The organism is Armatimonadota bacterium (assembly GCA_016223145.1).
Taxonomy (GTDB): domain Bacteria; phylum Armatimonadota; class Fimbriimonadia; order Fimbriimonadales; family Fimbriimonadaceae; genus Nitrosymbiomonas.
Window position 1 is genome coordinate 87,013 of record JACRPN010000008.1, and the last position, 24,557, is coordinate 111,569.

Below are 24,557 nucleotides of genomic sequence, written 5' to 3' on the forward strand. Positions count from 1 at the left end.
GGCAGAGAACATGTACGAAATAACAAGCCCATCCAGCGCACGGTCCAGGACCACCACGATTGTGGACCGACGCCCTCGCATTGGCATCTTCCTCGAAGAGAACCTGTTCATTGGCGCCCGCAAGTCCGGCAAGTTTGTGGACCTTGCTGCAATCAGGTCCATGGCCAGCTCAATTGGCGAGATCGTCCATGCGAGTGCATACCTTTCCTACGATGCGAATCAATCGAGCGGGTCCGCAATGAGCCCGCTCTGGATGGCACTGAGGAGGGCGGGCTTCCAGGTCATCGCGGAGCCGCGTGGCACGACGGGACGTGGCCAGCAAAAGTCCCGTGTCGACGTTGACATGGCCTATGCGATCGGACGGGTGACCGTCACCAAGGGACTCGATATGGTCGTGCTAGGAACCGGCGATGGGGACTTCACGAACCTTGTCCGGGACTTAGGTGCCGCGGCTGTCACGACCGTAATCCTGTCTCCGGGCCGGGATCAAACCTCTCCCGACCTTCTCATGGCGGCTGCAACTTTCTTCGAAGTTGAGGAGCTGCCTGCGGCTGCATACGCCGCTTAGGACCGGGCAGGCCAGCAGATTCACAGGAAGCAAACGGAAATGAAGCCAAGCAAGAACAAGTGGTCCACTCCAGATTTCCCACGCCAAGGGACAGATGGCGCAGCGTCTGCTCGGCTTCAAGAGCCAACATCCAGAGGCAATTGGAACCCGGGGGATGAGTTGATCCGGGCTCTCTACCTGCGGGCCGCTGCTCTGGAGCGCAGATGGCCGCAAACAAGTGTCTCCGACACCCCTGGCCGGATGGTTGAAGCGGTCCTGCGACATGTGCAGAAACTTCTCGACTCGGCTCAGATGAGCATTCAGCAGGCAAAAGACCCCAAGCGCCTGGTCAGGCTTCTGGACTTCGTCTGGATGAGGAACGCCAGGCGCAGCTACGCGCGAAGCAGGTCCAGGGCAATTCGTTTTGACCTTGGCTCACTTCAAGCGATGCCATGTGCCATCGAGCGCGTCCATGACAAGCTCCTCATGCGAAATCTGTTCAGCACGCTTTTAGAGGGTGGCCACCGCAAGGAGGTTGTCTATGGCTACCTGCTTGCAAGTCAGGGGCTTAGTTGTCAGGAAATCAGCGAGAAGCTTGAGGAATCAGCGCGGTTCAAAGTTAGGCCCTGCACGGTTAGGCAGTGGAAGCGTCGCTCGTTCCCCGCACTCTCAGCCCACCTTCGCAAGTCCCCAGGTCTCTTTTCAATGGAGGTTCGATGATGATCAGCACAAGCAATTCGAAATCAAACGGCAAGCTTCCAATGGAGCTCACGATCGTGACCGAATCCAACGGTCATCCTGGCGCGACGGTCAACGCGAACGGCTGCTCGTTCGAGCATGACCGGATTGCCCGCCGCCGCGATGAGCATGGCAATCGAATCTCTTTCGGAATCGCCTACATTCCGGCGATTTCAGGAAGCAAGGACCTGAGGGAAACAGAGCTTTGCAGCCTGCTTGCCGAGATCAAAAGCGCGGAGCCCGTAAAGACCGCTTATCTGGGATCACTCTATCAGGACCGGCTTCGCCCTGCGTTTCTACGCCTTCAAAGCGTGCGAAGCGAGGTCGAAGATGAGTTGGCCGCCCTACGCCACCGCTCGGTCGAGCTTGACCGTGAGATTGACTCGATCGTCAAGGCTCTGGCTGAGGAGCGAGAGTCCGCTCTGATTCCGCTTTTGGCAAAGCTTGAGGCAGTACAGTCCGAGCTGGAGGAAGCGCACAAGCTTGCAACCGCGCGGGTTTCGGCGGCAGGCAGCTCTTACAACCCCGAAGAACCCAGCGAAGACGCGGTCGTGCGCGTTGAGCGGCTTTCAAGTCCACAAGCAGCCCACGCGCTTCAGCTTCCTTGGGGTGCCGCTGCTCACGCGTTTCACCTCCCCGCTTGGCTCTCGTGGACGATCACGGCCCTGTGCGGCTGTGTGATGGGCATCTCCCTGGGCATCTTTGGCGGCTTCATCGAGGACCTATTCGGCGACCTCTGGATGACCCTCACTTGGATGACCCTCGGGCAGGGCTTCGCGGTGGCGATGCGAAAGGCGGTCGGCTGGGCCTTCTTCCACTTCGCCGAGAGCTTCTACCTGGGTCGGCCACGACGCCAGCAGGTGTCTTGGGTTTCCGCGGCTCTGGGCGTTTTCGGATCCCTTTTGGTCGTCGCGATGGCCGTTGACAAGGAGGGCATTCTCAAGCTGGCTCAGTTCCAGGCGCTCCAGAACGGCCTTGACCAGAAGCAGCTGCCAGCGATGACGATGTGGTGCATGGCGGCGGTTATCACCTTGGGCTACCTCGTCTACGCCGCCTACGACGGCTTGGTCCGAGGTCGCCAGGACGCGGTCGAGAACGCCGTGGCTGCTGAGATCGAAAGGGACTTTCGAGAGCGATCCGAAGCACGACGAGAAATGCCGATCGTCAGGGAGGCTCTCCAAGCAGTCAGCTTTGCCCGGGAAAGAATGCGGAAGCTCGCCAAACGCGAGGCGGAGCTCGCAGCCAAAAGCGAAGAGTTCGACCAGCTCATTGTCCGCCAGGAGTCTCGGCGCATCCCGTATCCAGAGGAGCTGAGCACGGACCAGAAATACCGGGTCCAGGACGCACTCGACAACCTGATCGGCTGCCAGATCGAGCTCGATTCGGTGCTTGCCGGCGTGATTGGGGTTTCCGGCAAGGGCGTGAAGCCCACCCAGCAATCTCGCTCTCCAAAGGCGCCGCTTGGGTTCTGGGCGAGGGTCCGCAAAGCACTACGATCCCGGTAGCGGACCAGATGAAGCTTCAGCAAGGAGGAGTGAAAACAAAGATGAAAATGACAACCCGATTTGGAGTGAGACCGAGCGTTGGCACCCTGGCCCTGGCAAGCGCAATGCTCGCGAGCCTGACTGGATGTGGCAAGGACCCGGTCTTCCGCATCGTCGGTGTGGACACAAGCGGGAGTGCTCAGGCAGACCTGGGCAAGTACCGAAGGATCACTTACAAGTTGGTCCGAGAGCTCCGGCCGGGAACAGACGCCGTGCGGGTCATTCGATTCGACTACGAGCCGCATGAGATCCTGCGCACGCTCGGCCAGAGAAAGGAAGCGCTTTGGACAACGCTGGAAACTCAACTCAAGATACCGGCAGAGCGAAGAGGAACTCGCCTCGCGCGGTTCTACGACGAGGTGGCACGCTTGCTCGATTCGCCGGAGGCCCAAGACAAGCGGATTGAGTTGTTCATCGCGAGCGACAACGGCAACGATGACGGCTCGAAAGCGATGGCTGAGCTGAGCGACCGCGCAGCGCGCAAGATCGCCTCTGATCCCCGAGTGGAGCGAATCCATTACTGGGGAGTGAAGGCGCGGCTCAGGGAAGAGATTCCGGGAGCCTTCAGCAAGCTCCCAGACTCGGTCCTAATCGTTCAGGGGGCCACTGAGGAGTTCGCCAAGGGATGACTACAAGATGGCTAGACCTGCGGTATCCGCTCGCAGGAGCCATCGGGCTCCTTCTCCTGTATGTCTCTTGGCAGGTAAGGCTTGCCCTGCTCGCAGCACTCAGCCTTCTTCTCCTCCTGCTTCTGATCGGAGCGGTCAGGTACGTGGCCGACTCCAGAGCTCGAGCAACGAACGGCGGGGGATTTCCATCCCAGGCGGACCAAGAGCGCGAAAACGACCATGACTTTGACATTCTCATGCTCGAACAGGACATCCTCACGCGCCTCAATCAGGCAAGGCAAGTACGGGGCGTCGATCCGGTGGGGCTCCATAGCGAACTTCTGTTTCGAGCCCGCCGCCACAGCCTGCGGATGATCAAGGTTCCCTTCTTTGGCACGAAGGATATTGAGGAGGGCGACCTCTGCGAACGAACGGGAACCGAAAGAGGAGCGCAAGCCGTCGCCGCGCTCGTCCTCCGCTTCGGCGACCATAAGCTAAACCCGAGCGAGTATTGCGTTCGAACTTGGCTCAGGAGCAGGAGAACCAGGAATATCGTGTTCGCAGACTCATTTGCCATCGGCGCCGTCGGCATCGTTCGAAATGCCCATACCCGGACAATTTACGTAACCTGCTTGCTTGTGTCGCCAAGTTCAATCTGATCTCTCGGACCATATGACCTCGCACCCTCCCCCACTTCTTGGCAGGCCCACTTTTCATTCTGAAAATGCTCTGTACAGTTCAATGAGACGCTGAATCATTTCTCGATGGGTTGATTGGACAAAGGTCTTCTCGTACTGTGAATTCGGAGTAATGCGGTTCGGTCTTTTGTGCGCGGGGCGCGCCACACGCGACAATTGAGGCCGCAAAATCCCTTCCCAACCCGTTGGAGGGGTCGGCTTTGCGGTTCGAATGTTGCCTTCAATTTCAACGGTTGCACCGCTCGGGAAAAAGAACCGCTGAATGTTCTTCCTGACTGTCAGGTCTGAACCTTTCCAGAGGTGTTGGAGGCTAGACAGGAAGCGCTCACCATGGTCGAGCACTGCCTGAATGTTTACGTCGTCGGTACGAAGTTCCTCGAATTGCGTCCGCTTCTCGATAAGCTTCTGTTCTAACTCCTCAATCTGCTCCCGTGCCAAGGTGTCGGGCAGGACTCCCTGGGCATTTTTGACGGCGATTGCCTTCTGCAGCAATGTCAACGATGCGATCTCACTTTCAAGCTGGCCGCGTCGTTTGACCCGGGTTTCCTGATCCTCCTCCCATGCCTCCACCAGTGACGCCTTGACTTGCGGCGTCAACTCATACCGGCGCTGGATCTTGCCAAGAAGTTCGGAGAACTTGGTTTCCACCAGAGCCCGTGCTAAGTTCACTCTTGGGCAATCCTTGCAGCGATAGTACGGGTAGCGTTGGGACCGGCCCTTGGCCCAACAGGCTGTCAGAAAGTTGCCGCATGGGCACCGGACAGTTCCTCGCAACGGAAAGTCCGGGTGATCCAGTTGATAGGTCCTCGGGCCGCGCCTTGGCCGAAACGCCTCTCGTGCCTTCAGAAACGTGGCCTCTGTGACCAACGGCAAGAAGGGCGGGGCCGCTTGCCGAGTGGTCCCGAACGCCTCAATGGTGCCAATGTAAGCCTTGTTGCATATCATCCGGTAGAACTGGGACCGGCTAACTTTGACGCCTTGTTTGGTTAGCCACAACCGGGCATCCAGCGGCCTGGCGTTGCCCGAAGCAAGCTTCTCGAAGACCTTGGCGACGAGAGGCGCGGTTCCGGGATCAGGCTCGATAGTCGCTTTGTTGCCGATGCGTACATTACGGTAGCCGCGAGGCGCTCCCCAAGCCCATCTTCCTTGCGAAACGGCTTCTTTCATCCCATTGAAAGCCCGCTCTGATCGAACGTCATTGTCAAACTGGGCTGTGGCCGCAAGCAAGCTCTCCAAGAATCGGCCTGCGGGCGAGTCGTCGAAGCGCTCGTCAATGGACTCGACCCGAATGCCAAGGTCCCTGAGAAAGCCCTTCAAGAAGTGATAGTCGGCGGCGTAGCGGGCAAAACGGTCGATTTTGGGGAAGATGAGAACGTCGATCCTCCCTCGATTCTTCTTGCAGAACTGAAGCATCTCCTGGAGCACGGGCCGATCATCGGTTTTGGCAGATTCGCCTTCCTCGACGAACTGGCGGAGGAGTTCATAGCTCTTGACCGCAGAGTATTCGAGCACCCGCTTTCTTTGGGTCACGAGCGAAGTGCCGTCTTTGGCTTGACGGTCGGTAGATACCCGAATGTAGGCTATAGCCCGTTCCATTGCTTGTAGCTTTGATATATGAGCTGGGCAAGCTGCTTCGCCCGCTCGCTAGTCAGCTTCGCAGGTTTTTTGGATTTGTCACTAGCCAGATCGTCAGGAGGGTCTACGGGAACGATCCTGATGGAAAACCGCTTTTGAACAAGCTCCCCAGATTCCTCGACTTTCATGGCCGCAAGGGCTTGCCGCGAACGTCCCCGATTGATAGATTCGAGGCATGGGGAGAATTCCAATCGAAGTGCTTGAGCAAGTCGAGCGAGAGGTGCCAGAGGTGGTCGATGCAATCCAGCAGCGTCGCAGTGGTCCGATAGTCCTGTTGTTTGCAGACTTTGAGGGCCAGGAAGATCTGTTCTTCAACACCGTTTGGTACGCCACGTCTCATGGCAGGCAAGTCGTTATCGATCCATCGCATTGAAGCGGCCACCTCTTTTTTTCAGGACTTCCCCTATGTGCTCCCAGTCCTGTTGGGTGGTTTCCGATTTCCGGTTTCCGGATTCAGCATTCTTTTTTCTGGAACAGACAACAGCTTCTTTTGTCAAAGTGTTTATTGTTGTTCCCGGTTTGTGGATTCGTTTTTTTAGTCTTAAGCGCTTTTGTTTATGCTTCAACCGCTCCAAGTGCAACCGGAAAAACAAGGGACCACGGTGTCGGCGGCGCTCGAAGGCGGTTCGCAGCGGCTCGCCCAACCCGTCGTCAATTTCCACCAGACGATTTCGGCACAGGAAGTCAATCGCCGGGCTGATTGCAGAGCTTGAGCGGCCCGTTCGACGTCGAAGTTGAGAATGAGAGAGCCAGTCCGACTGCTTGGGCTTGCCGTCGCCGGTCTGCCAACCCAAGGTCTGTCGCACGAGCACGCAGATGAGCCGCCATTCGACATCCCGAAGCCGCGGCATGAGCCGGTCGAGCAGCCAGTCTGGAAAGGGCGTCGTTCCGAATGTTCGCGGCTTGAATTCACTCCCCATTGGCATAAGCGGGCTTGTCATAGGCGTTTTCGATCGCGGCGATGATCATCGAGGCAGGGCGTCGTGCCGATCGAAACGGGAGCCACGAAATCTGCTGTCTGATCTCCGTTTCCGGGAACCGACGTACAAGGCTCTCGGCCTTGCGCAGTGCCACACCAATCTGGACCAGCTCAAGCACGAGTTGGTCTCTTTCGCTCAGCGCCACTTCGTCTGGAGTCGGTTCAGGAGCTTGGCGCAGGTGGCGACCGTTCATCTGGCACCTCCGACCAGGGCGGCAACCAAGAGCGCAACAAGGAGAATCAAGACGATCTGCCACAAGCAGTCTGGCCAGTTCTCCCCAAAGCCAGGACCAACAACCGAGCCGAGCTGAGTAGGCATAATCTGCTTGGCAAAATGGGCTCTAGAGCTCCGGTCCTTGAAGCTATAGCCGAGTTGGATCTGGTTCATGCCCCGGAAGAACCACTCCGCGATCTCAAAGCGGTTTCCAACCCGCTCAATTCCAAGTCCCAGCGCGGCCACCGATCCGGCCAGGCGCGGAGCCGGCCAAAGCACAATCGGCTTACCCTCAAGTTCTCGTGCAGCTCTTCGAGCACCCGGGAAGAACGAACTCCTGGTCACGATCAGGCCTTGCCGAACTCCAAGTCGAAGCATCCAGCCACGCATCTCATCGACCACTCGTTTCTGAACCGGAGTCTGCCAATGCCGAATCTGGATCGCAACTCGAGTCCTTGGAGAGTAAGGCGAAATCGCCAGAAAATCCGGACCTCCAGTTGGTCTTCGACCTCTCGAAGCAGATCTTTTCAGCACCTGAACCTGGCGATAACCCTTGGCGCTAAGCCAAAGAAAAACCAGCGTTCGGAACGCTTGGAAACTCAGCATTCTTAGCCGAAACGTCAGCTCGCTGTATACTCCGCTGTTGCTGTTACGCTTGCTGTTGCCGCTGTCGTCCCGGCCGCTGGGACCACCTGCCCCAAGATCATCAATTCTCTTTCCCATCTTGCCTTTCTAGTTCGCTTAAGTCTTCAAGTTCGAAGTTGTCGCCGGTGCAGTGGCCGCGCTCAATCCTTTTGATGCCTGGCTTGAATAGGCGTGAAGAACCGAGAAAGGCGTCGGCATAGCAGCCCTTGCAGCGGACGAGCATGCAGACATACGGCGTCGGATACGAGCCGTCTTTGGAAAAGACCTCATCGGGGTTCAGCGGGAAGCTGAGCTCGCGCTCCAGGCACTTGACGACCTGGCTGGCCGTGCTGTATAGAGGGTTAGACTTGCCGCGCAGCAGATGGCTGATCGTTGACTTCGAAACGCCGACATCGCGGGCAAGGATGGAGGCACCCATTGACCAATAACGGGCCACGTGAATCATGATCGCCCGGATGCGGTTGTGATGTCTTGGCTTGTTTTCGTTCGCAGCGTTAGCGCTACGCGAGGCATTACCCATGTCCTTGCGTAGCGTTGACCCTGGGAGCCACTTGGTCAAGTAGGGAAGAATACGCCGAACTGCATTTGCACTCAATGCGTGGGTGTGTTATCATCCCTGGCCCGATTAGCACGACGGTGGAAGCAACTACATTTGACGGCATTGGTGCCTATACGTATGCCGAAGGGATGGCAAGCTGCTACCGTTGCGGGAAACCGATCACAGGCCAAGAACTGAGGCAGCGCCGGCAGGTCTACGTCGGCGAATCCTTTTGGACACTCTACGCTCGGAGGCGTCAGAGCAGCCATCGGCGACACTACGGCATGAGGATCGTCTGCTCAGGTTGTGCGGCCAAGCTGGACTGGGGCAGAGGCGCCTACCGTTCTCCCGAAGCCAGGCTAAGGTGGTTCCTCACGATGATCGGACTTCTCCTGCTGTTTCTGGCCGGATTCTTCGCCGCCGTCAGGACATTTTTCAACTGATCAGCGCCAGATCTCCGCCTGGCAAAGCGTTCGGATGGTTGCTCGGACCGAACTCCCTTTGCGGTCTTTGCCCAGCTTTGAAACCGTGGCGATGACGGACCGCCAATTGGTGGTCTTCAAGGAGGCCTTCCTTGTTATCGCACTTTCAAGCATCAGCTCAGACGAGGCGAAACCATGCTCGCCAGTTGAAGGCCGAGCGACGTACCACCTACCACATCATCACCGATCGGATCATCCAGGCGCTTCAAGCCGGCGTCGTGCCTTGGCGCAAACCTTGGAGAGGTCATGATCAGCTGCCCTGCAACGCCGTCAGCAAGCGGACGTACCACGGCATCAACCTGCTGCTTCTGTCGCTGACACCCTACACCGACCATCGCTGGCTGACGCTTCGGCAGGCCAACGAGCTTGGCGGCCACGTTCGTCAAGGCGAACATGCCTCGATCGCCGTGTTCTGGAAGCGGCTGGAAGTGGAGAAGGAGGACGACAAATATCAGCGCCAGAAGGTCTCGGTTCCTCTGCTTCGGTACTACCCGGTTTTCAACGCCGAGCAGTGTGTTGGCCTGGACTTGCCGGTTCTAGACGACTGGCATGCAGAGCTCAAAGCCCGCATCGAGTCGGCAGAACGGGTTATCCAGCAGATGCCGAGCCCGCCGAAGATCGTTGAAGGCGGAGCGCTCGCAGCGTACTTCCCGCCTCAAGACCTGGTTCGGGTACCGAAGATTCAGGACTTCGAATCCCCGGAAGCCTACTACTCGACCCTCTTCCATGAGCTCGGCCACTCGACCGGCCATGAGACGAGGCTCAACCGTCCAGGCGTAACCGGACAGATCGTGTTCGGCTCCTGCGACTACAGCCGTGAGGAGCTGGTCGCTGAGTTGACTTCGGCATTTGTTTGTGCCGAGGTCGGTATCGACAACTCGAATCTTGAGAACGCCGCAAGCTACATCCATGGCTGGCTACACGCCTTGTCGGGCGATCCACGAGCTGTCATCGCGGCTTCGGGCCAAGCCCAGCGAGCTGCAAACTACATCCAAGGGAAGCTGGAGTCTGACGAGTCTCCTAACTTGGAATCAGCTCCAGGACCGGAGGCGGTGGCGCCATGACCTTCCAGCGCTGGATGCAAGAGGTCAACGAGATCTGCATGAACAGCTATCTCATGTCGATCTACGACCTGCCGGACATGCCGTTCTACGATGCCTTCGAAAGCGGCCAAACTCCCGAAGAGTTCATGTCGGACATGATTCCCGATATCGATGCTTTGGCTGAACTCGTCCTAAGTTGAAGGCTGCCACAGCCCCTTTCCAAAGACCCTTGTTCCGCAAGGGTCTTTCAATCAAAAACTGTCCCTCTCGAGCATTCAGTGAAAGGCCATGTCGGTAGACCGCCGTTGGACTAGCTCGGGGACACTCTTTGCCAGTCAATCGGGGACCTGAATTGCGGGATGACCCAGATTTTGGTAGAGTTGAACCTGATGCATGACTTTGGGACAAATGGTCACGGTACCGAGTCGGAAGCGAACACTCGGCGCAAGCGGATCGATCCAAAGCTGACCGCCCAAGGGTGGTCGGTGGTTGAGTTTGATCCGATGATCGCCATGTCCCAGCGCTCGAAGCAGGCCGTGGCCGAATATCCGACCGAAAATGGTCCTGCAGATTACGCCCTTTGCGTAAATGGCCAGGTCCTGGGAGTGGTTGAAGCCAAAAAGGTCACTGTTGGACCGCAGAACGTGTTGACCCAGGCTGAGCGGTACGCCCGAGGTGTTGCAGAGTCAAGGGCCAAGTACGGTGAAGGGCTCCGGGTCCCATTCCTATACTCGACAAACGGCGAGGTCCTTTGGTTTCACGATGGACGCAAGCCCCTGAACCGTTCTCGCAAGATCAGCAGTTTCCACACGCCCAGCGCAATATCTGAACTGATGGGGCGAGACGAGGAAGCTACTTGGGAAAAGCTTCGACAATTCTCGTTCAATCCTGGCTCAGTTCGTGAATATCAGGAGCGGGCCATTCTTGCCATCGAGCAAGCGATCCGCGATCGCAAACGCCAGATGATGGTCGTGATGGCGACCGGCACAGGCAAGACGCGCACCACAATCCAGGAGGCGTACCGGCTAATGAAGTCGGGAGCTGCAAAGCGAATCTTATTCCTGGTGGACCGTCGAGCACTCGCTGCCCAGACCGTCCGCGCCTTCGCTTCCTTTGAGGCGGAACCTGGAATGAAGTTCGACAAGGCCTACGAAGTCTACAGCCAACGCTTCCAGCAAGGCGATTTCGATGCTGACGACAAGTTCGACCCCAAGCTCCTTCCCAATCGTTACCTAACCGATCCCCAAGTTGGTGACGCCTTCGTATACGTAAGCACGATCCAGCGTATGGCGATCAATCTCTTTGGCCGACAAGGCATGTTTGAGAACCTTGAGGGTGATTCGGGCGAAGGCGACGCCGACCAACTCACCAACATCCCAATACACGCCTTCGACCTAATCATTGCCGACGAGTGTCACCGTGGCTACTCGGCCAAGGAAGAAGCCATTTGGCGCAACACGCTCGATCACTTCGACGCGATCAAGGTTGGCTTGACTGCGACGCCGGCCGCTCACACGGTCGCCTACTTTGGCGATCCGGTCTTTCGCTATAGCTATGAAGAAGCAGTTCGTGACGGCTTTCTGGTGGACTTCGACGTGGTCAACGTCAAATCGAATGTTCGAATCGAGGGCGTAACTCTCAAAGAGGGTGAACGCATTGAAGTCGTGGACACGAGGGAAGGCACCACACAGAGCATCGACTACTTGGAAGACGAAGTGAAGTACGATTCGTCCCAGATCGAGACCAAGATCACCGCTCCTGATTCCAACCGAAAGATCCTGGAGGAGCTTAAGCAACACGCCGAAGCGCACGAAGCCGAATACGGGCGCTTTCCCAAGACGCTCATCTTCGCCGCGAACGACCTTCCGCATACATCGCATGCCGACCAGTTGGTGCGAACGGCACGCGAACTGTTCGGGCGGGGCGATTCCTTTGTCGCGAAGATCACCGGGCGTGTTGATCGTCCCCTTCAGCGGATCAAGGAGTTCCGGAATCGGCCAGAGCCCAAGATCGTCGTCACCGTCGATCTGCTTACCACCGGCGTCGACATCCCCGAAATCGAATTCATCGTATTTCTCAGGCCGGTCAAGAGCCGCATCCTTTTTGAGCAGATGCTTGGCCGAGGAACCCGGCTCTGCGATGACCTCCAGCCAAACAAATCCCACTTTGTCGTCTTCGACTGCTTCGATGGCACTCTGCTGAAGAGCTTTCGAGAGGCTTCAGCGATGCTTGTCGAAGCCCCCGTCAGCGAGCCAATCCCAATTGCGATGGTCATCGACAACATCTGGAACAACGAACGCCGCGACTACCACGTCCGGGTCCTTGCCAAGCGGCTCAGGCGAATTGACAAAGAGGTCACGGGAGAAGGCCGGCTCAAGTTCCAAGAACTCACGAGCGGCCTTGATCTTTCCGGTTTGGCCGAGCAGTTGGACGTGCTCCTTAAGCATAACTTCAACGGCACGATGAACGTTCTCAAGAACCCCGACTTCCAGAGGCTGCTCATCGATTATCCCCGAGCGAATCGCGAGTTCGTCATCGCGACAGGCGTCCGCGATGAAGTGAGTTCGGAGCGGCTGATCCGTCATGGCGACAAGGACCTTCGACCGACCGACTACCTGACCGAATTCACCAAGTTCATCGTTGAGAATCGTGCTCAGCTCGAAGCGCTTCGCATCCTTCTCGATAAACCGGAGGGATGGAGTACGGAAGCCCTGCGAGGGCTTCGAGCGGCACTGCGCCAAGCCCAATTCCCCGAGGAAAGGGTTCGAGAGGCCTTTACGATCGCCAAACACAAGGCGTTGGCGGACATCATTTCGATGGTTCAGAATGCCGCCGATGGGGCCCATCCATTGCTGACCGCCGAAGAGCGCGTCGCTCGGGCGGTCGAGCAGGTCACAATGGGAATGGCGCTCACGCCCGAGCAGCAATCTTGGCTGGAGCTGATCCGGCAGCGCCTGGTCGCAGACCTGGCCATCGAGAAGGATGACTTCGAGCTGCACCCGTTGGACGAGCGCGGCGGCTGGGCCAAAGCGAACCGGGTCTTTGGGGGAATGCTCAGCGACCTCATTGCCGACCTTAACCGTGCGGTCGCCGCCACCGCATGAGGACAAAGAATGACTGACGTTGTTTCTAAGCTTTGGGGCTTCTGCCACACTTTGCGCCACGACGGGATCGACTACGGCGACTATATCGAGCAGATCACGTATCTGCTGTTTCTGAAGATGGCGGACGAAAGGGGCGTCGAGATCCCAAACAAGTGCGACTGGTCATTCCTAAAGAAACTAAGTGGAACCGACCTTACGGACGAGTATCCGCGCATGCTGAGGGACCTCGGCAAGGAGCACGGGATCCTTGGGGACATTTTCAGCGGAGCCCAGTCTCGCTTTGCCAATCCTGTGAACCTTCGCAAGCTTATTGCGCTCATCGACGAAACCGAGTGGACGAGCCTCGATGTGGATGTGAAAGCGGAAGCTTTTGAGGGGCTCTTGGAGAAGGCTGCCAGTGAAGGCAAAAAAGGCGCAGGCCAGTACTTCACGCCGCGCCTATTGATCCAATGCATGATCCGCTGCACCAAGCCCGATCCCCGAACGAAGTCGGACTTCATCATCGGCGATCCGGCGTGCGGCACCGGAGGCTTCCTGGTCTCAGCATACGAGTGGCTAAAGGACGAACTTAAGAAGGGCAAGGTAGCCCTCGATCGTGAGACCCAGAAGCGGGTTCGCGAGAGAACCTACTACGGTCAAGAGTTGGTTGCGCGGCCACGGCGCCTCGCGCTGATGAACCTCTACTTACACAACGTTCAGCCACACATCGCCATTGGTGACTCGATCTACGAAACCTACAGCGGGCCGAAGTTCGACGTGGTGCTCACAAACCCTCCGTTCGGAAACCGAGGGGCAAACCAAGCCCCCGAGCGCGAGGATTTCACCGTCACCACGAGCAACAAGCAGCTCAACTTCATCCAGCACGTCCTGACGATCCTCAAGCCCGGTGGCCGCGCCGCCGTGGTTGTGCCGGACAACGTGCTCTTTGCCGACCAAGCCGGTGAAGTCTTCAAGATCCTCATGCAAGACTGCGACCTCCATACCGTGCTCAGGCTCCCGCGAGGGACGTTTACGCCGTACACACCAGGAACCAAGACTTACGTCATCTTCTTTGCCAAAGGCAAACCTACCAAGCAGGTTTGGCTCTACGATGCCCGTGCGAACGTTCCCGGGATCACGAAGAAGGACCGGCCTCTCACAGAGAAGCACTTCGAGGATTTCGAGAAGTGCTTTGGCGAAGATTCGAACGGCCAGTCGCCACGCGTGGAGTCAGAGCGCTTCCGATGCTTTGGCATCGACGAGATCAAGAAGCGCGAATACAAGCTCGACGGCTTCAAGTGGATCAAGGACGAATCCCTGGACGACGCGGACGACCTTGGGGAACCGGAGGAGATCGTCTCCGAGGCGGTCACCCAGCTTACGGCGGCCATTGACGAGCTGAACCAGGTGCTCAAACTTCTGGAGAAGCCAGAGAAGGTGGAGGCATGAGCGCAAACAGAAAGAATGCTATGACCTGGCAATTAGTCGCGGGAATTCTCTTTGCGATACCAATGCCCCTTGCGGTCCTCTATTACCTCTTTCAGGCCCGGACAACTGAAGAGCAAATCTGGAGGCTGTTTATGGTGCTGATCGCCACGACCGGCTGGTCTTTCCTGCTTCGGAAGAGGCCTGCTTGGCGGCAAGCGTTATTTCCACCTGACAAGTTCACTATTAGAAACGGTGGCAAGCTCGTTTCTCTCATATTTGATAGTGACCTTGGACCGTTCACGCCAAAACTACATGCGGGGGAGTCTTCCCCGAAGTGGACTGGACCTACTCGCCCTGTCGTTCGAGGATTCTTGGAAGGGACCCTTGGCCGCCTGCTTTATTGGATGTCACTCCTGTCGTTTAATAATGCGTTTCGGCGCAACAGAACGCTTCATGGTTGGTACATCGACTCCTACGCACTTGGAACAGTGACGTTGGCATATTGGGCAGCCTTTCAAGGTCGAGGGCCTGAAGTCTGGATAATCGCGATATGGAGGGTCCTTTGCCTGCTTTGCGCAGTCCTTAGCATCGGACTTGTCCGTTCGCAGATTCGGGCATTACGAGGCGACGGGCCCCCTGCCTCAAATCCAAGGATTGTCCTATTGGGGCTTGTGAACTGGGCTGAACTTGTGGCGCTGTTCGGACTAATCTACCAAGCGATCAATGGCAGTCGCCGATGGCTGTACAACAGTTTCACGACCCAGGTAACCATGAATCACGCGTTTGTCGCGAAGAGAGGATCGGGACTAGCAGAAGCTGAGCGCTATGCTGCCGTCGCACAGATTTCCTTGTCTTTGCTCCTCATTTCGACTCTAATCGGGATGTATGTGGGGCTACTTGCCCCCTCGAAAACGGCTCAAGGGGGAGCGTCATGAATGCTAGCGTGAACGAGGGGCCGCAATGAGTGAGATCATCCTCTACTCATCGCCAGACGGCGAGGCCAGGATCGAGGTCACCTACGAGGGAGACACCTTCTGGCTGACGCAAAAGCAGATCGCCGACCTCTTTGCTGTGGATCGATCGGTCATATCCAAGCACCTTGGCAATGTCTTCGAGGAAGGAGAACTGGACCGCAATTCAGTGTGTGCAGAATTTGCACAAACTGCCGCCGATGGGAAGACGTACCAGGTCCAGTTCTACGCTCTCGACGCCATCATCGCCGTTGGCTACCGGGTCAATTCCAAGCAGGCCACCCAGTTCCGAATCTGGGCCACCAACACCCTCAAGGAGTTCGTCATCAAGGGGTTCGTCCTGGACGATGAGCGCCTCAAGCTCAACAAGCGGTTCGGCAAGGACTACTTCGACGAGCTCATCGAGCGCATCCGGGAGATCCGGGCGAGCGAGCGCCGCTTCTATCTCAAGATCACCGACCTCTACGAGCAAGCGAGTATCGACTACGACCCGAAGGCGGAGATCACCAAGACCTTTTTTGCCACCGTGCAGAACAAGCTGCACTGGGCCGTGAGCGGAAAGACCGCCGCCGAGATCATCGCGGAGCGCGCAGACGCCGGCAAGCCGAGCATGGGGCTCACCACCTGGAAGAAGGCGCCGCACGGCAAGATCCTGAGAACCGACGTTTCGACCGCCAAGAACTACCTGATCGAAAAGGAGATCAAGGAGCTTGACCGCATCGTCGAGCAGTACCTGCTCTATGCCGAGGACATGGCCGCGCGGCAGGTCCCGATGAAGATGACGGACTGGGTGGAGCGGCTCGATGCCTTCTTGAGGTTCAACGAGCGTGACGTGCTCACCAACCCTGGAACGGTTTCCGCCGAGGTCGCCAAAAAGCTCGCAGAGGAGCAGTACGAGCAGTTCCGCGTAAAGCAGGACGAGGCGTTCGAGAGCGACTTCGAGCGCGAAGTGAAGAGGATCAGCGGTCAGGAGGGAGAGTGAGCGCAACCACTCCCACTGTGAACCCGCAGGATGTCGAAGACTTCGCCGAAAGCGATGGCCTTCCGGCTCACTGGCAAATGATCCCCTTGAAGAACCTGACCAAGCCATCATCCGCGAAGGTCGATCCTACCGACTACCCAAAGTCTCCCTATCTAAGCCTTGAGCATATCGAAGCGAACACTACCAAGATCGTGGGAGCCGGACTTGGCGAGGACGTGCACTCAACCAAGGCCGCATTCAGGGCTGGAGATGTCCTCTATGGCAGACTCCGACCTTATTTGAACAAGGTCACAATCCCGAACTTCAACGGAATCTCGTCTACCGACATTCTGGTGTTCCCGCCGAACGAGGACCTGGATCAGGGCTACCTGATGCGCTTTCTTAACTCCGCGACCGTCGTTGAATACGCTCACCGCCATTCGATGGGCCTGCAAATGCCGCGCATCGGTTTCGAAGTGCTTGGCGAGATCGAAATTCCCCTTCCTCCCATCGCCGAGCAGCGCGAGATCGTGGCGCGGATCGAAGAGTTGGTTGAGCAGGTCAATTCGGCACGGGAGCGGCTCGCCTCGATCCCGATCCTCCTCAAGCGCTTCCGCCAGTCCGTCCTCGCCGCCGCCTGCTCTGGCCAGCTCACCGCCGACTGGCGAGGGACAGAGAACCTTATTGGTTGGGAAGACATCCCGGCTCAGGACGTATGCGGACGTGTGCAAAGCGGGTCGACCCCAAAGGAAGGCTTTCAAGGAATGCCGGGAATCCCGTTCCTCAAGGTCTACAACTTGGTCGATCAGCGGCTCGACTTCGACTACAAGCCGCAATTTGTCTCCGAATCGGTGTATGCAACCAAGTCGATGTCGCGCTCGACTGCCATCCCCGGTGACGTACTCATGAACATCGTGGGGCCACCCCTTGGCAAGGTTGTCATAGTGTCCGACCAATATCCTGAGTGGACGTTCAACCAGGCCCTGACGATGTTTCGCCCGTCGACGCGAATAACCACGGAATGGCTCTACGTAATTCTCTGTAGCGGGATGCCGTATGAAGAGATTCTGATGCAGACCCGAGGGTCAGCCGGTCAATCAAACATTTCGCTAACTCAGTGTCGGGAGATGGTGTTGCCGGTCCCGCCTGTCGACGAACAAACCGAGATCGTCCGCCGCGTCGATGCCCTCTTCGCCCTTGCCGACTCCATCGAATCCCGCCTCACCGACGCCACCGCCCAGGTCGAGCGCACCACCCAAGCCATCCTCGCCAAGGCGTTTCGAGGTGAGTTGGTTCAACCAGGTCCCTGTAGTCCATGTTAGAGATCTCCTATGTAGAACCGAGTGCTCTTGACCGCTACGTGAACAGCGACGGTCAGCGCTTCACCACGCTCATCAGAAAGTGGGCAGGGGTGTACCTTCCGCGAATTGGCATTACGGGAACAGAGTGGAGTATTAGCGGGGAGAGCTTCCGAGCCGATGGTGGCGTGGACGGTCTGATCAACGCGGCTTCAATTGCGGACTCAACAGGTTATCTGGCTGCGAGGACCGTCTTCCAGTTCAAAGCTGGCGACACGAAGGTCGCGAATGCCAAGGAGGAGCTGACGAAGGCACCCAAGAAAGGCCAGCCCCGGATTCGAGACCTGATTGCAGAAGGCTACCGTCTGGTATGGGTTGTGGCGCGTGGCCGAACTGATATCGAGATTAAGGAGTTTGAAGACGCACTCCACGAGATCGTGAAAGAGATCAAGTCCGATGCACCAAAGCCGGTCCTCCTCGACTCAAACCGGCTCGCAACGTGCTTGTCCCAGACACCCGTCATCGCTGCGGAAATCGTTGGGCCCAGTGGGATGTTCATATCGTCCGATATCGCTCTAAAGGAGAAACCGCATTCCTTGCTTCCCAACTATGTTGCACCTTCCTACTTCGCTGCCCTGAAGAGCGACGTAGAGGGATTTATCGCGAGCCCTGATCCGACTGAGTCCCTGCTGTTCTTTGCTGGTGAGCCGGGGATTGGGAAGTCCCGAGCGATTCTCGAAGTCGTTGAGTCGATTCCTGAGCTCAAGGGATGCGCCTGCTACTTTCGGAACCCGCTCAACGCATCTACGTTCTTCAACCTGGCCAGTCAATACAAGTTCCGTGGCGTGTGCGTGATCGACGAGTACGCCGCCGATCCTTCCCTCCAGATAGACAAGAACACCGTTCCCAATGGCCTCAAAGTCATCTTGATTGGCCACTCGTTCAAGCACGTCCGCACGGCGCGAGAACGAAGCGGCCCACTAAGACCGCTTACAGACGACGAGAGCGAAAGGGTCTTCTCAACTGCCTTTCCGGCATTGCTGCCTGCCTCCCGTTCGGTGGCTATCAAGTATGCGAGAGGGAACCTAAGACTGACGAATTGGCTCTGCGATGCCATTAGGAAGCGCCCAAATCCTGACCTGACATCGGAGGACTTGGACCGTGAGGTCTCGAACGAGCTGGACAAGGACTCTTCTGCTAAGCAGGCGATCAAGAGGTTGGCTCTCGTGCCCATGCTCTTGTCCGAGGATGTCGATGAGTTCTGTGGGATCACAGGGATCGACGCTTCCGCGTTCCGCGCGAAATGTCGCTCCTCGTGGTCAACGTCGGGTTTTGTTCACTTTAGTGAAAACGTCCTGTACGTCTCTGGGCCCGCAATCGCTCAAGTTGCGCTTATTCGCTTTTGGACCGAGGAGCCGGACGAGGTCAAACGGATTCTCGCAGCACCAGGCAAGTTCTTCGAAGCGATGCTACAAGCCGTCAATCGTCTTGCGCCTGGACCGGAGAAGGAGGCGATGCTCCTTTTTTTTAGCTTGCCTCAGTCCGACTTTGGCTTGGCAAACCTCGTGGACGCAAGGAGTGGCCGACACTTCCTACAGCTCCTGACGGCTGATCCAGACACCTACCTCCCGCAGTTGCACAGGATCATCCAAGACAACCTATCCCAGCTTGAGTCGCTTCCATATGAAACCAGAGGCGTTGGAAGGCGCGACATTATCTGGAAGGTCCGGGACCTGGCGCAGTTCGAGGAGTACTTCGAGCAAGCGGAGGAGATCGTTCACTGGTTTGCGCTCAAGGAGGTTCCCAGCCCATACGCGAATGTCGCATCATCCTATTGGGTGGACTGGTTTTGGCCCTACTTTGACTTCACTGAGTACCCGTATGAGAAGCGACTCGATCTATTAGGGGCTCGGATTGAGTCTGGTCAAGACGATGAGCATCGGCTAGTGCTTTCTGCCCTTGCGAGTCCATTTCCACATAGCAGCTCAAATCTGCCGTCCCCGATTGTTGGAGGTAGAGCGGCCCCACCGAGTCTCCAGTTCATCCATCATCGCCAGATTGCCTTAGCAGCCCAGCGAATCCCGGACCTGCTCTGCAGTCTGCTGAACAAAGGTAGCGTCGCGGTGCGGGCCGAAGTCGGAAAAGCGATGGAGAAGTCTCGCTTCAGTTGGCTAGAGCGGCTGAATACCATCGAACCGTATTTGAAGGTGATTTCTCACCCTCTGTTCCCGCAAGATTCATTGCGCGAAATCGTCGTCGATGCCAGGCACTACTTAAGCATCACTTCCAGTGACAAGGACCAGCGCAAGAGCCGGATGCACGCGATGAGCAAGGAGCTGCTCGAAAGGATCGACCAATCGGATCCGATCGTTGACGCCTTAATGCTCGCAGAGCACGGTTACTACCGAAAGGACCAAGAGCCGGCAATTGAAAAGGTCCAAACTCGGGTGCTGAAAAGGTGCCGAGAAGATGCTGAATTCTTGGGGCAGGTGATCGCGCTCCTAAATGACCCTGCCAAGCACGGTGGGTGGCGTCTTGGAGTCAAGCTAGGTGCCGTGGTCGAGAAGAGTGTCCTCGACCAGGTGCTTGGGCGACTCAAGGAGTCGGGCCCCAGCCCGTTTGCGCTGGGAATGATCGGCGGCTATCTCGGAAGGCACCAAGACGAGACTGACCATGTCCTGGGCTCTGTGCGTGAAACCGAGGCGACCAATCCCCACTGGTCGCTGTCCGTTTACCAGGCGATTGGCGACGAGGTGTACCTCCATGAGTCAGCCCGGATGCTAAACACGACTGACGTTTCGTCGGGCCTGTTTGGGCTACTGTGGCGCGAAATCAAGCTTCCACTTGAGGGTGCTGCGGCAGAGTTCGTTGAAGCCATTCGCCTTCGTCTTCAGAACGGTGACGCAGAGGCTGTCGGTCCAGCGCTGAGCGTCGTCAACTACTTGAAGAACGCCCCTGCTTCACACGAGGCTTTTGACGAATTCGCCCTTCTTGCCTTCAGGACTGAACCGCCGGACCGACGCTCGACGCAGGACGAATATGAGTGGCAGGAGGTCGCCGAATGGCTCCTTCCGGTCTACCCAAAGGAGATCATTCTGCTTTGTGCAGCGATGGAACAATCGGAGTTCTCTGCCGCAACAGCTGTCCTTAAGGTTGCAGCAGCAGACCATCCTGAAGAAGTGCTCGACGCCCTGGTTCCAAAGTTAGCTGATCCGTATTCGCCGCCGTTTCTATTTCACGGTTCCGTCACGATGATCCTGGAGCTAATTGAGGATGGTGCCTTCAAGACTTGGCTATCAAAGCAGGAATTTAGGGTCGCGATGACGATCGCTGGAAACCTCCCTAAACCTTATCTCGACGGCAGTGGTCAAGCCAGAGTCCCGCTTGTCACGAGAGCATTTTGGGAAGTCTTTCCGCCATCTGCCCCTGACTTCGACAAGCTACAAGGCGAATTCAGGGCTCAGACCTTCAGCACCGGCGTCTACTGGGGACATGGAGTGGAGCTTTTTAGCGACCGCATCAAAGTAGCGTGCCAGCTGAAGAACGACCCTAATCCGGCCATTCGCGACTGGGCGGCAGGATTTGAGAAGGAAAGCCAGGCAATGCTGAGGGACGCCAAACGAGCTGAAGACCTCGACTCCGCCCAGCAGGACATCGGCGACTAACCAGAACTAACAGCATTCCGCTACGCACTTGCGATCTTGACCCGAAGGCTATGTCACTGATTGCTCTGTGATGTAGTAGCTTCGACTGGGCTCGCGCACCTACGCCAAGCTTGGCAACCAGAGTGTGAGGCAAAGAAACGAGCCCTCTCAGAGGGCTCTTGGGATGGTCGTCAGACCGTTTGCAAGCTGGACGAAGCCTCAAACAATAGACCTGGCCACCGTCGTCCGACGATCAGGGAGATCATTCGGTCAATCGTGGGATTGTGAGTCGCGAACGTAGGGAGTTTTTCCGGAGCCCGCCGTGAGATCGCAAGATCTGTCTGTGGATCCCACTTGTACCGCCAGAGCCTTGCGGCCCGGAAGGGTTCCTGATCCAACTTCTCGCTAAGGTGGTGTTTGAAGCCGCCTGACAAGACGAGAATGCGGGGCGAGCCCCACCTGAGTGGCACGACCGCAGCTCGCTGATGGGCCGGGCTGTGGATGCCGCAGACGAGAACCTTGCTGTCCAGTACGTATCGCTCCGCTTCCGCCTCGATCGAGTTCAATTCGGCAAGCGTGTGATGGTTCGATCCCAAGGCACCGGCAACAAACGCCAGATGGCCTTGAAGAATCCGCGCGTTGCCGTAAAGCCAGACCTCGCCGTCCTCATAGAAGCCCGGCTCGATTTGGAACGGCATCTCACGTCGAGGCGGCTTCGGTCCGCGCAAGGGTCTTGGAGCAATCGTGACCTTTCGCTCAACAAGCTCTGGCCCCAACGGCCAATCGAATAGAGACATCTCCTTCACCTCCGAGGTGCGAAGAGCCGGCACAAGTCCGACCCTTCGACTCAGCGGTAGAGCCACTTAGGCAGAGGCGCAAATCGGGTGTCGTCAGCGAAACAAAGGTCCGAGAGCAGAAAGAGGGGAGGTGTTCTTCGAGCAGCTGTTCGAGCAGGCGTTCAAGCAGGGCTGCTTGGGGAGAGTAGGTTCACCGTGAAGGTGACTCCAAATCCGACTTTATTCCCTCTGAATTCTTTCTTCTGTCACGCGGGGAGGTGTTGCCGGGCATTACAAGGGTGGGACCATGAAGAGCATCGTATCCATCATCGAAGGGGTACTTCTTTTCGCTTCGTCCAGACAGGCGGTTCGAAAGCAGACCAGGTCTCAAACCCCTTCAGATGGAAAGGCCGGGCCGATCGGATGGGTTCTGCCTAACGGGGATCCGGGTCCACGCTTTCCCCTCGAAATCTCACAAGAGGAGCGAGCCCGCCACCTTTACATCCTCGGCGCCACGGGCAGCGGAAAGACGAACTTCATCATGCAGCTCCTGGCGCGAGACATCGCCGATGGGAGGACGGTTGCCGTCATCGACCTCCGCGGCGACCTGGTGGACAAGCTGCTCGACCGGCTCGATCCGAATCGGCATGAAACCCTCAGCCGGCGAATTCAGCTGCTGGACTTGCGGGACTCTAACCGCATCATTGGCTTTAATCCGTTGGTAGGAAGCGGCGATCCTCATTCAAGGGCGTATCTTGTGAAGGACGCCATCAAAGTCCATTCGGACTCGTGGGGCGTCCAGCTGGACGAGACACTTCGAAACGGGCTCATCCCCCTTGCGGAGGCCAACCTCAGCCTTTTGGAGCTTGAACCGTTCCTTACGGACGGTGCATACCGCCAGAGCATCGTCAGCCAATCCAGCGATCCATCGGTGACTTCCTTCTTCAGCCGCTACGATGCCCTTTCGGCCGAGCGTCAGCAGGCCTGGTTCCTTCCCGTGCTCAACAAGGTGACGCCATTCCTGGGCATCCCAAGGCTGCGACTTCTATTTGGATCTCCAAACTGCCTTGACTTCAAGGCTTCGCTCGACGCTCCAGGCAGAATCCTGCTTGTCTCGCTGGGAGTAGACCGCTTTCATTCTGCAGCGAAGCTGATCGGCAGCCTCATCATCGGGGCGATCGAAGCAGCAGCTATGGCCCGGGTCGATACAGTTGAGCACAATCGCAACCCAGTGAACTTCTATGTCGATGAGTTTGAAACGATGGCCACAGAAGCTTTCGCCAGCATCATCGCAGAAGGGAGGCGCTTTGGTCTTGGACTGACCCTTTCGCACCAGAATCTAAGCCAGGTCAGGAGAGAGCTCCGAGACACGATCCTCAACAACTCCCTCACCCAGATCTTCTTTGCCACGGGTGGCGAAGATGCCCGAAAGCTCATCTCGTATCTCAAGCTTGGCGATGAGGAAGACCCAGTCCAGCTGCTTCAGTCTCTGCCGATTGGTCAAGCGTTCATGCGAAAGCGCCCAAACGATCCGGTCTTGATCCGTATCGACGAGAGCAAGGCGCCCAATCACTCTGCCGAGACACTTGCTAATCTGCTCTCACTCGTGCACGAAGGAATGGGATCGCTCTCCGCGGACGAGGCGCAGTCGAGAATCGCGAATCGCCAAGTCATGACAAATCCAAGCAATGCACCGGCAGAGAATCCCGCAGTGCGGCACACAAGGCGCCCAGGACGCAAATGAAACTCGAGAATGGACCAAAGCGCGAACTCAGGCTTCAGAGCCGAGACTTCGAGGTCGTGAGGACGATCTTCCTTCATCGAATAGCCAGAAGAGATGACCTATTGGGGCTTGGGTTCTTTGGCTCGGTAGCTCGCTGCAATCAGCGCCTCTCCGATCTCGTCCGAGCGGGGTGGCTTCGACGAGTCGAAGGGATCAACGGGCTTGCGGGTCACCAGTCCGTCTACGCGCCGGGCAAAGCCGCCGCTGCCTACCTTCGAAGGTCCTTGGACTTGCCTGCAGATGAGATCTCACGGCATTGCAGTGCGACCGAAGGGCCGCTTCTTGTCGAGCATGCCCTTAAGGTGCTGGACTTTCGAGTCCAACTGCATCGAGAGGCTGATCGGACGCTGAACGAATGGCTGTGTGAGTCCGAGTGCCTGCATGAATTCCAAGTAGCCGCTGGTCAGTCCCCTCTTTGGGCGACGGTTGTCATGAAACCCGACGCGTACTTTCGCCTCCAAGTCGAGCAGGGGCAACGCCATATCTTTCTTGAAGTCGACCTCGGGAATGTGTCCCTGCCGCGCTTCGAGCAGAAACTGGACCGGTATCGAACATACGCAGAATGCGGTGCCTTCTCAGAGGTGTTTGGAGAGGTCCACTTTTCAGTCTTGACCGTAACCGTTGGCGAGCGGCGACTTTCCCATCTGGCAGACCTACCGAGCAGGAGCTTCAACCACTTCGTTACGACGTGGCAACGAATTGAGGAGCAGGGGATTCTCGGCTGCATCTGCAACACAACGAGCGGCAGCCGTGTCTGCTTCGACACGGCGCTTCGAGCTGCCGCCTAACGAAACCATGAAGTATTGCCTGAATTGCCATCGCCTTTGGCCCGCCCAAGCTAAGATCTGTGGATCCTGCCGATGCAGCTTTGGAGGGAGGCTATGCTCCAACAAGCATCTCAACCCGGCCGGGTCAGTTTGCTGCGTCACTTGCGGCAGCCGG

22 protein-coding genes are annotated in these 24,557 nt (G+C 57.3%); 15 read left to right on the forward strand and 7 right to left on the reverse strand.

Features of this window, described 5'->3' with window-relative positions; translation table 11 throughout:
• Positions 1-10: 10 nt before the first annotated feature.
• From HZC36_05630 to HZC36_05650, 5 genes are all read left to right on the forward strand, one after another.
• Positions 11-568, forward strand: a complete 558-nt coding sequence (locus HZC36_05630; protein MBI5706453.1) for an NYN domain-containing protein — start codon at positions 11-13, stop codon at positions 566-568.
• Between the two features lie 291 nt (positions 569-859).
• Entirely contained in the window at positions 860-1,267 is a 408-nt protein-coding gene (locus HZC36_05635; protein ID MBI5706454.1) for a hypothetical protein, read from the forward strand.
• A complete protein-coding gene (locus HZC36_05640) occupies positions 1,264-2,790 on the forward strand; it encodes a hypothetical protein (protein MBI5706455.1) in 1,527 nt (508 codons plus the stop codon). The genes HZC36_05635 and HZC36_05640 overlap by 4 nt, the downstream gene beginning before the upstream one ends.
• A 41-nt stretch (positions 2,791-2,831) precedes the next feature.
• Positions 2,832-3,458, forward strand: coding sequence for a hypothetical protein (locus HZC36_05645; GenBank protein MBI5706456.1), 627 nt, complete (start codon positions 2,832-2,834; stop codon positions 3,456-3,458).
• Entirely contained in the window at positions 3,455-4,096 is a 642-nt protein-coding gene (locus tag HZC36_05650) for a hypothetical protein (GenBank protein ID MBI5706457.1), read from the forward strand. Before HZC36_05645 ends, HZC36_05650 begins: the two co-directional genes overlap by 4 nt.
• Positions 4,097-4,150: 54 nt before the next feature.
• Here the strand turns inward: HZC36_05650 and HZC36_05655 are convergent, their stop codons facing one another.
• The 6 genes from HZC36_05655 to HZC36_05680 all read right to left on the reverse strand — a co-directional run bounded on the left by HZC36_05655 (position 4,151) and on the right by HZC36_05680 (position 8,167).
• Positions 4,151-5,731, reverse strand: a complete 1,581-nt coding sequence (locus HZC36_05655; GenBank protein ID MBI5706458.1) for a recombinase family protein — start codon at positions 5,729-5,731, stop codon at positions 4,151-4,153.
• 163 nt (positions 5,732-5,894) lie between these two features.
• Positions 5,895-6,110, reverse strand: a complete 216-nt coding sequence (locus tag HZC36_05660) for a hypothetical protein (GenBank protein MBI5706459.1) — start codon at positions 6,108-6,110, stop codon at positions 5,895-5,897.
• A 13-nt stretch (positions 6,111-6,123) separates the two neighbouring features.
• Positions 6,124-6,711 carry a hypothetical protein gene (locus HZC36_05665; GenBank protein ID MBI5706460.1) on the reverse strand — a complete coding sequence of 196 codons (588 nt, stop codon included), beginning with the start codon at positions 6,709-6,711 and terminating at the stop codon, positions 6,124-6,126.
• Positions 6,680-6,943, reverse strand: a complete 264-nt coding sequence (locus HZC36_05670; GenBank protein MBI5706461.1) for a hypothetical protein — start codon at positions 6,941-6,943, stop codon at positions 6,680-6,682. Before HZC36_05670 ends, HZC36_05665 begins: the two co-directional genes overlap by 32 nt.
• Positions 6,940-7,686, reverse strand: a complete 747-nt coding sequence (locus tag HZC36_05675; GenBank protein MBI5706462.1) for a restriction endonuclease — start codon at positions 7,684-7,686, stop codon at positions 6,940-6,942. Before HZC36_05675 ends, HZC36_05670 begins: the two co-directional genes overlap by 4 nt.
• On the reverse strand, positions 7,670-8,167 hold the full coding sequence (locus HZC36_05680; GenBank protein ID MBI5706463.1) for a helix-turn-helix transcriptional regulator: 498 nt from the start codon (positions 8,165-8,167) through the stop codon (positions 7,670-7,672). The genes HZC36_05675 and HZC36_05680 overlap by 17 nt, the downstream gene beginning before the upstream one ends.
• A gap of 77 nt (positions 8,168-8,244) precedes the next feature.
• Between HZC36_05680 and HZC36_05685 the strand changes: the two genes are divergently transcribed.
• The 8 genes from HZC36_05685 to HZC36_05720 all read left to right on the forward strand — a co-directional run bounded on the left by HZC36_05685 (position 8,245) and on the right by HZC36_05720 (position 21,077).
• A complete protein-coding gene (locus HZC36_05685; protein ID MBI5706464.1) occupies positions 8,245-8,589 on the forward strand; it encodes a hypothetical protein in 345 nt (114 codons plus the stop codon).
• Positions 8,590-8,774: 185 nt separating this feature from the next.
• Entirely contained in the window at positions 8,775-9,692 is a 918-nt protein-coding gene (locus HZC36_05690; protein ID MBI5706465.1) for a DUF1738 domain-containing protein, read from the forward strand.
• Positions 9,689-9,871 (forward strand): hypothetical protein, encoded by a 183-nt coding sequence (locus HZC36_05695; GenBank protein MBI5706466.1) that lies wholly within the window; start codon positions 9,689-9,691, stop codon positions 9,869-9,871. The genes HZC36_05690 and HZC36_05695 overlap by 4 nt, the downstream gene beginning before the upstream one ends.
• Positions 9,872-10,174: 303 nt before the next feature.
• Complete coding sequence (locus HZC36_05700) at positions 10,175-12,775, forward strand: DEAD/DEAH box helicase family protein (protein MBI5706467.1); 2,601 nt, start codon at positions 10,175-10,177, stop codon at positions 12,773-12,775.
• 9 nt (positions 12,776-12,784) lie between these two features.
• Positions 12,785-14,203 (forward strand): SAM-dependent DNA methyltransferase, encoded by a 1,419-nt coding sequence (locus tag HZC36_05705; protein MBI5706468.1) that lies wholly within the window; start codon positions 12,785-12,787, stop codon positions 14,201-14,203.
• Positions 14,204-15,142: 939 nt separating this feature from the next.
• Complete coding sequence (locus tag HZC36_05710; GenBank protein MBI5706469.1) at positions 15,143-16,135, forward strand: virulence RhuM family protein; 993 nt, start codon at positions 15,143-15,145, stop codon at positions 16,133-16,135.
• On the forward strand, positions 16,132-17,436 hold the full coding sequence (locus tag HZC36_05715; GenBank protein ID MBI5706470.1) for a restriction endonuclease subunit S: 1,305 nt from the start codon (positions 16,132-16,134) through the stop codon (positions 17,434-17,436). Before HZC36_05710 ends, HZC36_05715 begins: the two co-directional genes overlap by 4 nt.
• On the forward strand, positions 17,430-21,077 hold the full coding sequence (locus HZC36_05720; protein ID MBI5706471.1) for a hypothetical protein: 3,648 nt from the start codon (positions 17,430-17,432) through the stop codon (positions 21,075-21,077). Before HZC36_05715 ends, HZC36_05720 begins: the two co-directional genes overlap by 7 nt.
• A 170-nt stretch (positions 21,078-21,247) precedes the next feature.
• Here the strand turns inward: HZC36_05720 and HZC36_05725 are convergent, their stop codons facing one another.
• Positions 21,248-21,853: a hypothetical protein gene (locus HZC36_05725; protein MBI5706472.1), complete on the reverse strand. Its 606-nt coding sequence runs from the start codon at positions 21,851-21,853 to the stop codon at positions 21,248-21,250.
• Positions 21,854-22,139: 286 nt separating this feature from the next.
• Between HZC36_05725 and HZC36_05730 the strand changes: the two genes are divergently transcribed.
• Entirely contained in the window at positions 22,140-23,576 is a 1,437-nt protein-coding gene (locus HZC36_05730; protein ID MBI5706473.1) for a type IV secretion system DNA-binding domain-containing protein, read from the forward strand.
• Positions 23,573-24,403 carry a replication-relaxation family protein gene (locus tag HZC36_05735; protein MBI5706474.1) on the forward strand — a complete coding sequence of 277 codons (831 nt, stop codon included), beginning with the start codon at positions 23,573-23,575 and terminating at the stop codon, positions 24,401-24,403. The genes HZC36_05730 and HZC36_05735 overlap by 4 nt, the downstream gene beginning before the upstream one ends.
• Positions 24,404-24,557: the final 154 nt, after the last annotated feature.